Source organism: Mycobacterium sp. AMU20-3851, assembly GCF_043974665.1.
Taxonomy (GTDB): Bacteria; Actinomycetota; Actinomycetes; order Mycobacteriales; family Mycobacteriaceae; genus Mycobacterium.
This window is the reverse complement of the sequence record NZ_CP146371.1, coordinates 646,826-655,907: the sequence shown is the minus strand read 5'-3', so window position 1 is coordinate 655,907 and position 9,082 is coordinate 646,826. Positions and strand designations below refer to the sequence as shown.

9 protein-coding genes are annotated in these 9,082 nt (G+C 67.7%); 4 read left to right on the top strand and 5 right to left on the bottom strand.

Features of this window, described 5'->3' with window-relative positions; translation table 11 throughout:
• Positions 1 to 20: 20 nt before the first annotated feature.
• From V4U86_RS03180 to V4U86_RS03160, 5 genes are all read right to left on the bottom strand, one after another.
• A complete protein-coding gene (locus V4U86_RS03180; protein WP_395309847.1) occupies positions 21 to 1,223 on the bottom strand; it encodes an MCE family protein in 1,203 nt (400 codons plus the stop codon).
• A gap of 6 nt (positions 1,224 to 1,229) precedes the next feature.
• The gene (locus V4U86_RS03175; RefSeq protein WP_395309846.1) at positions 1,230 to 2,072 is read right to left on the bottom strand and encodes an MlaE family ABC transporter permease; all 843 of its coding nucleotides are present in this window, start codon (positions 2,070 to 2,072) and stop codon (positions 1,230 to 1,232) included.
• A gap of 6 nt (positions 2,073 to 2,078) precedes the next feature.
• Positions 2,079 to 2,843, bottom strand: coding sequence for an MlaE family ABC transporter permease (locus V4U86_RS03170; protein ID WP_395309845.1), 765 nt, complete (start codon positions 2,841 to 2,843; stop codon positions 2,079 to 2,081).
• Positions 2,844 to 3,116: 273 nt separating this feature from the next.
• Complete coding sequence (locus tag V4U86_RS03165) at positions 3,117 to 4,043, bottom strand: 3-oxoacyl-ACP reductase (RefSeq protein ID WP_395309844.1); 927 nt, start codon at positions 4,041 to 4,043, stop codon at positions 3,117 to 3,119.
• A gap of 14 nt (positions 4,044 to 4,057) precedes the next feature.
• Positions 4,058 to 4,249, bottom strand: coding sequence for a ferredoxin (locus V4U86_RS03160; protein ID WP_395309843.1), 192 nt, complete (start codon positions 4,247 to 4,249; stop codon positions 4,058 to 4,060).
• A 161-nt stretch (positions 4,250 to 4,410) separates the two neighbouring features.
• Between V4U86_RS03160 and V4U86_RS03155 the strand changes: the two genes are divergently transcribed.
• Genes V4U86_RS03155 through V4U86_RS03140 form a run of 4 tightly spaced genes read left to right on the top strand, consistent with a single transcriptional unit; the run spans position 4,411 to position 9,036 of the window.
• The gene (locus V4U86_RS03155; protein WP_395311901.1) at positions 4,411 to 5,592 is read left to right on the top strand and encodes an acyl-CoA dehydrogenase family protein; all 1,182 of its coding nucleotides are present in this window, start codon (positions 4,411 to 4,413) and stop codon (positions 5,590 to 5,592) included.
• Between the two features lie 13 nt (positions 5,593 to 5,605).
• Positions 5,606 to 6,703 carry an acyl-CoA dehydrogenase family protein gene (locus tag V4U86_RS03150; protein WP_395309842.1) on the top strand — a complete coding sequence of 366 codons (1,098 nt, stop codon included), beginning with the start codon at positions 5,606 to 5,608 and terminating at the stop codon, positions 6,701 to 6,703.
• 3 nt (positions 6,704 to 6,706) lie between these two features.
• Complete coding sequence (fadD17, locus tag V4U86_RS03145; protein WP_395309841.1) at positions 6,707 to 8,218, top strand: long-chain-fatty-acid--CoA ligase FadD17; 1,512 nt, start codon at positions 6,707 to 6,709, stop codon at positions 8,216 to 8,218.
• A complete protein-coding gene (locus V4U86_RS03140) occupies positions 8,218 to 9,036 on the top strand; it encodes an SDR family NAD(P)-dependent oxidoreductase (protein WP_395309840.1) in 819 nt (272 codons plus the stop codon). The genes fadD17 and V4U86_RS03140 overlap by 1 nt, the downstream gene beginning before the upstream one ends.
• The last annotated feature ends 46 nt before the right edge of the window (positions 9,037 to 9,082 follow it).

The following is a 9,082-nucleotide window of genomic DNA, read 5'->3' as shown; positions in this document are numbered from 1 at the left end:
CTTCTTCGCGCAAGCGCTCATCAGAAATCATCCCGTTCCGCATACGCGCCGTTGAACAGAAACTGGAGCGTCGAGGGTGCGTTGAATTGCAGCTCGGTGTTCGGCTGGAACGGCACATAGGCGTTGTCGGTGACCAGGAACTGCGAGCGGAACCACGAGCCGCCGTACTGCTTGGACGGCATGTCCGGCAAGCCCCGGCAGTTCGGTCCGCCGGTGGCGTTCACGATGGGCAGGCTTTCCGGATAGGTGTAGACCGGGGAGCCGGGCAGGAAGTTCGAGTTCACGTACAGACCGGGTCGGGTCCCGCCGATGACCGGCGCGAACGTGTCGATCGCCTTGCTGGTGCCCTTCAGAGTGCAACCGATCATCGGGGAGTACTCGCCGGCCACCTTCAGCGGGGCGCGCAGCCGCTGGATCGCGGCGATGTAATCGTCGGCGCCGGGTTCCAGTGTGGCGGTGCCGTTCTCGGCCAGACCGGTGGCGGCGAGCAGGGTGGCATTGAGGTTGTCCTGCTGGTCGATCAGCGTGTTCGACAGGCTGGGCGCGTTGTCGAAGACGGTGGCCAGGTCCGCCCCGGCGTCACCGTAGATGCCGGCAACGACGGCCGCCTTGCGGAAGTCGTCCTGCAGGGTCGGCAGTTTGGGGTTGATCTGCTGCAGGTAACCGTTGAGCCCGGACAGCATGACGCCCAGGTCCTCACCGTTGCCGCGCAGTCCCTCGGCCAAGGCGGTGACGGTGGCGTTCAGGTTGATCGGATCGACCTTCGCCAGCACATCGGTCAGCGTCTGGAACAGGGTGTTGACCTCGAGCTGCACGCCCTGGGCCTGGATGTGGGTGCCCGGCCGCAGCGAGCTGCCGGTCGGCTCCTCCGGTGGCAGGAACTCCACCGACTTGGCGCCGAAGATGGTGGTGCCGCCGATCTTCACCACGGCGTTGGACGGGATGTAGCGCATCTGGCCCCGGTCGATGCCCAGCGTCAGCTTGGCCTGATCGCCGGCGTACTCGATCTTGCTGACCTTGCCGATCTGGATGCCGCGGTACTTCACCTTGGCGTCGGTCTCCATCACCAGGCCGGCCCGCTGGGACGTCACCGTCACGGTCTCGGTCGGCGTGAACGCGGCCGTATAGAAGAGGTAGGTGAACACCACCGCGGCCGCCACCACAACCGCCATGATCGCGGCGGCGATCCTGACGTGACTGCGTTTGGCTGCTCCGTCTGACATCTGGCCTTACCCCGAGAGATTGAAGTTGCCGGACGCGCCGTAGACGGCGAGCGAGATCAACAGGGTGATGGTGACGACGACGATCAGCGAGGTGCGCACGGCCTGGCCGACGGCGATGCCCACGCCGACCGGTCCGCCGGAGGCGGTGTAGCCGTAGTAGGTATGCACCAGCATCACCGCGATCGCCATGACGATCGCCTGCAGGAATGACCACAGCAGGTCGCTCGGGATCAGGAAGGTGTTGAAGTAGTGGTCGTACAGACCCGCGGACTGCCCGTTGATGAACACCGTGGTGAATCGGGCGGCGAAGAACGCCGCCAGCACCGACAGCGAGTACAGCGGGACGATCGCGATGAGCCCGGCGACGATCCGGGTGGACACCAGGTACGACACCGCATGTACGGCCATCGCTTCGACGGCATCGATCTCCTCGGCGACCCGCATCGCGCCCAGCTGCGCGGTGGTGCCGGCGCCGATGGTGGCGGCCAGGGCGATGCCGGCGATCACCGGTGCGACGATGCGGACGTTGAGGAAGGCGGACAGGAAGCCGGTCAACGCCTCGATGCCGATGTTGCCCAGCGACGAGTAGCCCTGCACGGCGATGACGCCGCCCGACGCCAGGGTCAGGAAGGCCGCGACGCCGACGGTCCCGCCGATCATGACCAGTGCGCCTGCGCCCATGGTCATCTCGGCCACCAGCCGGATGGTCTCCTTGCGGTAGCGGGTGATCGCGTTGGGGATGTACCGCACCGACTCGCCGTAGAACAGGGCCTGCTCGCCCACGGTGTCCACGGCGCGGGGTACGCCCCTGAAGAATCTGCGCAGCCGCAGTGTCGCGTCATAACTCATGCTTGCCTACTGATCCAGGATCCGGACGCCGACGGCGGTCATGATGACGTTGATGACGAACAGGCAGATGAAGGCGTAGACCACGGTCTCGTTGACGGCGATGCCCACACCCTTGGGCCCGCCCTGCACGGTCAGTCCGCGGTAGCAGCCGACCAGGCCGGCGACCACACCGAAGAGCATCGCCTTCACCTCGGCGAGCAGGAGTTCACCCAAACCGGTCAGCACGGTGAGCCCGTTGATGAATGCGCCCGGGTTGACGCCCTGCAGGAAGACCGAGAAGACATAGCCGCCGGCCAGACCGATCGCGCAGACCAGTCCGTTGAGCAGCAGTGCCACGAAGGTGGAGGCGAGGACGCGGGGAACCACCAGGCGCTGGATCGGGTCGATGCCCAGCACCCGCATCGCGTCGATCTCCTCGCGGATGGTGCGGGCACCGAGATCGGCGCAGATCGCGGTGGCGCCGGCGCCGGCGACCACCAGCACGGTGACCACCGGGCCCAGCTGGGTGACGGTGCCGAATGCGGTGCCCGCGCCGGAGAGGTCGGCCGCGCCGAGCTCCCGCAAGAGGATGTTGAGCGTGAAGGCGACCAGCACGGTGAACGGGATCGAGACCAACAGCGTCGGGATCAAGGAGACGCGGGCGATCATCCAGGTCTGGTCGAGGAATTCGCGGAACTGGAACGGCCGCCGGAACATCTTGACGAACGTGTCGATGGTCATCTCGACGAACCCACCCACGGCCCGAGCCGGAGCCGCAAGCTGTTCGATCAACCTCGACTCCATTCTCGAACGGGGCTGCCATCCCGGACTGGCGAAGAACCCGACAATATCGGTAATCCGTCCGGCCCGGCGGTCTTTCCGCCCCACGTCTGCATACTGCGGTTAGTGAGCGGGCTCATACTAACTAGAACACGTTCACAGTGTCAAAGAACGGCAATCTTCGTGGTGAACCGGCATTTATGCTGGTCACGGCGCATCTATTTACCACTCTTTTAGAACGTGTTCTAGCCAGTCCGAGCCGCCCGGTAAAGCGGTTCTCTCAGATTAAGAACCCATTAGAGCGGTGGCGGAGAATCCCGTTTCCGGGTCCCTCGCAGCAAAGTACTCACTCAGCGTCGCGCTCAACGCGGCCGGCTCCCAGGCGTCCGCACCGGCGTCGAAGCGCTCGGCGACCACCGGGGCGGCGACCAATGTGACCGTCGGCCCGTACACGATGAACAGCTGGCCGTTGACCGCGTCGGCAGCCGGCGAGGACAGGTACGCGACCAGCGTGACGACGTGCTCGGGCGACAGCGCATCGATCTGCCCGTCGGACAGTTCCGGCGCGTCACCGAAGACGCCCGCGGTCATCGCGGTCCGCGCCCGGGGGGCGATGGCGTTGGCGCGCACCCCGTAACGGCTCAGCCCGCGCGCCGCCGACAGCGTCAGCGCGGTGATCCCCGCCTTGGCGGCGCCGTAGTTGGCCTGCCCCACCGGTCCGGCCAACCCGGCCTCCGAGGAGGTGTTCACGATCCGGCCGTACACCTGACCGTCGGCCGAGTCCTTGGCCTTGGCCTTCCAGTACGCCGCGGCGTTGCGGGTCAGCAGGAAGTGCCCGCGCAGGTGCACGGCGATGACCGCGTCCCAGTCCTCGTCGGACATGTTGAACAGCATCTTGTCCCGGGTGATGCCGGCATTGTTGACCACAATGCCCAGACCGCCGAGCCGGTCCGCGGTCTCCACGAGTTCGTCCGCCGTGCTGCGCGCGCTGATGTCACCGGGCACCGCGATGCCCTTGGACCCGGCCGCCTCGATCTCGGCCAGCACGTCGGACTTGTCGAGTGCCCCCGCCATGTCGTTGACCACGACCGTCGCACCGGCGCGGGCCAATCCGATGGCTTCGGCCCGGCCGAGGCCGGCGGCCGCGCCGGTGACCACCGCGACCTTTCCGGACAGGTCGATCGCGTTCTCGTTCGCTGCTGTTGGGGACACGGTTATGAATACCTCTAGTCTCTGCGGATCAGGGCTGCCCGGGGGCATTCGGCTACGGACTGTTCGGCCAGGGCCTCTTGGTCGGCGGGCACCGGGTCGATTTTCACGACGGCGTAGTCGTCGTCGTCGAGATCGAACAGGTCGGGGGCGATGCCGAGACAGACTGCGTTTCCTTCGCAGCGGTCACGGTCGACTTCGATATGCATCAGAACCTCCTCGCGAACCGGGCACGGGCTGTGTGCCCATGTGCAGGCTATCGCTACCGTCCTGGACCGCAAGACTAGAACGTGTTACAACGAGAGTCATGGCCGGGTGGCCCCACGCATTGCCGGCGCCCGGAAACACCCTCGACAGACAGGACGTCGCCATGCGGATCGGTTACACCGCCGAGCAGGAGGAGTTGCGCCGCGAGCTGCGGTCCTACTTCACCGAACTGATGACGCCCGAGCGGGCCGAGGCACTGGCGGCCAGCGACGGTGAGATGGGCCGGGGGAACGTCTACCGCGAGACGGTCGAGCAGATGGGCAAGGACGGCTGGCTCACCCTGTCCTGGCCCAAGGAGTACGGCGGCCAGGCCCGCCCGCCGATGGACGGGCTGATCTTCAACGACGAAGCCGCCATTGCCAACGTGCCGGTGCCCTTCCTGACCATCAACAGCGTGGCGCCGACGATCATGCATTTCGGCACCGAGGAACAGAAGTCGTTCTTCCTGCCCAAGATCGCCGCCGGCCAACTGCATTTCTCCATCGGTTACTCGGAGCCGGGCGCGGGCACCGACCTCGCCTCGCTGCGCACCACGGCGGTACGCGACGGGGACGACTACGTCATCAACGGTCAGAAGATGTGGACCTCGCTGATCGCCTACGCGGATTACGTGTGGTTGGCGGTGCGCACCAACCAAGAGGCCAAGAAGCACCGCGGCATCTCCATGCTCATCGTCCCGACCAGCGCCGAGGGCTTCTCCTGGACCCCGGTGCACACCGTGTCCGGGGTGGACACCAGCGCGACCTACTACCAAGACGTCCGGGTGCCCAAGACAGCACTGGTCGGCGAGGAGAACGCCGGCTGGAAGCTGGTCACCAACCAGCTCAACCACGAACGTGTCGCCCTGGTATCCGCACAGCCGATCTTCGTCGCCCTCAACGGGGTTCGCGAATGGGCGCAGAACACCAAGGACGTGCACGGCAAGCGGGTCATCGACTCCGAATGGGTCCAGCTCAACCTGGCCCGGGTGCACGCCAAGGCCGAGGTACTCAAGCTCATCAACTGGGAACTGGCCTCCACCGAGGACGCCGCCCCGTCCCCGGCCGACGCGTCCGCGGCCAAGGTGTTCGGCACCGAGTTGGCCACCGAGGCCTACCGCCTGCTGATGGAGGTGCTGGGCACCTCGGCCACCCTGCGGGCCGGCACGCCCGGCGCGCTGCTGCGTGGACGGATCGAGCGGATGCACCGCTCCTGCCTGATCCTGACTTTCGGCGGCGGCACCAACGAGATCCAGCGCGACATCATCGGCATGGTTGCGCTCGGCCTGCCCCGAGTGAACCGGTAAGAGGAGACTTCACATGGACTTCACCCCCACCGAGGCGTCCGTCGATCTGGGCGGCCTGGTCCGCACCATCACCGAATCGATCGTCACCCCCGAACACCAGCGCGTGCTCGACGGGCTCGACGAGCGATTCGACCGCGACCTGTGGGCCAAGCTGAGCGAGGCCGACATCCTGTCCACCGCGGCACCGGAGGCCCTGGGCGGCGGCGGTTTCGGCGTACTGGAGCAGACCGCGGTGCTCACCGCGCTGGGTCGCCAACTCGCAGCGGTCCCGTATCTGGAGTCCGCGGTGCTCGCCGCCGGGGCGCTGGCCGAATTCGGCTCCGAAGCGCTGCAACAGGAATGGGCGGTCCCGGCGGTCAACGGAACCACCGTCCTGGCGGTGGCCCTGGATGGCGAGATGGGCCAGGGTCCGGTTCAGGCCCAGCAGGATGCCGGGGGGTTCAAGCTGACCGGCACCCGCACCCAGATCGCCTACGGCCCGGTGGCCGACGCCTATCTGGTGCCGGCCGACACCGAGAACGGCACCCAGGTCTTCCTGGTGACCAAGGACGATCCCGGCGTCACACTGAGCACCCTGGACACCACCGGCCACGGCACCGTCGGGCACCTGGAACTCAGCGGGACCACGGTCGACGCCGCCCGGGTCGTCGGCGGCGCGGAAGTAGCAGACTGGCTGACCCTCCATCATGCCTTGGGCCGCAGCGCTTTCCAGCTCGGCGTACTGGAGCGCGCCCTGGAACTGACCGCCCTGTACGCGCGCGAGCGCGAACAGTTCGACCGACCCATCGGTAGCTTCCAGGCGGTGTCCGCGCGGCTGGCCGACGGCTACATCGACGTCAAGGCGCTGCGGTCCACGCTGACCCAGGCCGCCTGGCGGTTGTCCGAGAACTTGCCCGCCGATGTCGATGTGGCCAGTGCCGCCTTCTGGGCGGCCGACGCCGGCCACCGGATCGCCCACACCGCGGTGCACGTGCACGGCGGCGTCGGCATCGACATGGACCACCCGATCCACCGGTACTTCCTGGCCGCCAAGCAGACCGAGTTCGCGCTCGGGTCGGCCACCGGGCAGCTGCTGCGCATCGGTCGCGAACTGGCCGACACGCCCGTCTGATCGATGACCGAACCCGGCGGGCCCACCGTCACCGAGTTGTTGGCACCGTTGGTCGACGTCACCGACCGCGGTGTGCACGAAGAAGGTTCGTTCACCAGCTGGCGTGACCACATCGCGGACGGAGCTGCGCTGGCGGCCGCGCTGAGCGCCCGGCTGGATCCGTCACGGCCGCCGCATATCGGCGCACTGCTGGGCAACACCGCCTTCTTTTCCACGTTGTTGGTGGCGGCGGGTCTGCGGGGGCTGGTTCCGGTCGGACTCAACCCGACCCGGCGTGGCGGCGCGCTGGCCTCCGACATCGGCCGCGCCGATTGCCAGTTGGTCCTCACCGACGACCCGAGCGTGGTGCCCGACGGTGTCGAGTTCATCGACGTCGGGTCTGCGCAGTGGGCGGCGGAGTTGGCCGCGCACGCCGGTGCGCCGGTGCGCTTCGCCGACATCGCCCCCGACGATCTGTTCATGCTGATCTTCACCTCGGGCACCAGCGGTGAACCCAAGGCGGTCCGGGTGACCCACGACAAGGTGGCCTTCCCCGGACGGATGCTGGCGCAGCGCTTCGGGCTCGGCCCCGCGGACACCTGCTATCTGGCCATGCCGTTGTTCCACTCGAACGCGATCATGGCCGGCTGGGCGGTGGCCGCCGCGGCGGGAGCCTCGATCGCATTGCGGCGCAAGTTCTCCGCATCCCAGTTCATCCCGGACGTGCGCCGCTACAACGCCACCTACGCCAACTACGTCGGCAAGCCGCTGTCCTACATCCTGGCCACACCCGAACTCCCCGACGACGCGGACAACCCGCTGAAATTCCTGTACGGCAACGAGGGCGCACCCCGCGATCTGACCCGCTTCGCCGCCCGGTTCGACGTCCGGGTGGTGGACGGGTTCGGGTCCACCGAGGGCGGTGTGGCCATCGCCCGCACCCCCGACACCCCGGACGGATCGCTGGGACCGTTGACCGACGAGGTGGCCATCCTGGATGTGGCGACCGGCCAACCGTGCCCGCCCGGGGTTGTCGGCGAACTGGTCAATCCGACTGGTCCCGGTTGGTTTCGTGGCTACTACAACTCCCCCGGCGCCGAGGCCGAGCGGATGGCCGGCGGCGTCTACCACACCGGGGACCTGGCCTACCGCGACGAGGCCGGTTACATCTACTTCGCCGGCCGCCTCGGCGACTGGATGCGGGTGGACGGCGAAAACCTGGGCACCGCTCCGATCGAGCGGATCCTGCTGCGGCACAATGACATCGCCGAGGTGGCCGTCTACCCGATCCCGGACCCCACGGTGGGCGATCAGGTGATGGCCGCGGTGGTACCGGCCGGTGGTGCGGTGTTCGACATCGACGGCTTCCGGGATTTCCTGGCCGGGCAGCCCGACCTGGGCCCCAAGCAGTGGCCGTCGTTCGTGCGGGTGTGTACCACCCTGCCCCGCACGGAGACGTTCAAGGTGCTCAAACGCGAACTGTCCGCGCAGGGAACCGACTGCGCAGATCCGGTGTACCCGGTTACAGTTCGCTGATGCCGCTCGACCCGTCCGCGATATCCCTGCAGGGACGGGTCGCCGTCGTCACCGGCGGCGGCGCCGGTATCGGCCGCGGTATCGCCGCGGGACTGGCAGCATTCGGCGCCCGGGTGGCCGTCTGGGAACGCGATGAGACGACCTGCGCCGCGGCGGCGGCGGACATCGACGGGCTGGGTCTGGTCACCGACGTCCGGGACGCGACTGCTGTGGACGCGGCGCTGGCTCGCACCGTGGAGCAACTCGGGCCGGTGCAGATCCTGGTGAACAATGCCGGCGGCACCTTCGCCTCCCCGCTGTTGGAGACCTCGGAGAACGGCTGGGATGCGTTGTACCGGAGCAACCTCCGGCATGTCCTGCTGTGCACGCAACGGGTCGCCCGGGTGATGGTCGCGGCCGGTCACGGCGGCAGCATCATCAACGTGACCTCGATCGAAGGCGTCCGCGCCGCGCCCGGGTATGCCGCCTACGCCGCGGCGAAGGCGGGCGTCATCAACTACACCCAGACCGCGGCGCTGGAACTGGCCGAACACGGCATCCGGGTCAACGGCCTGGCGCCGGATTTCACCGTGACCGAGGGATTGGCGCAGATGTCCGGGCCGCAGGCCCTGAGCCGGGCCGGTCGGATGGTCCCGCTGGGCCGGGGCGGGCACGTCGACGAGATGGCCGGTGCGGCCGTCTTCCTGGCCTCGGATCTGTCGAGTTACGTGACGGGGCAGACCATCCACGTCGACGGTGGCACGCACGCCGCGGGCGGCTGGTACCGCCATCCCGAGTCCGGCCGGTACACCCTGGGCCCGGGTGGCCCGTCTGGGTAGTTCTACCCACGACGTGAGGGGTTCACGTCGGATACGCTTCCGGACA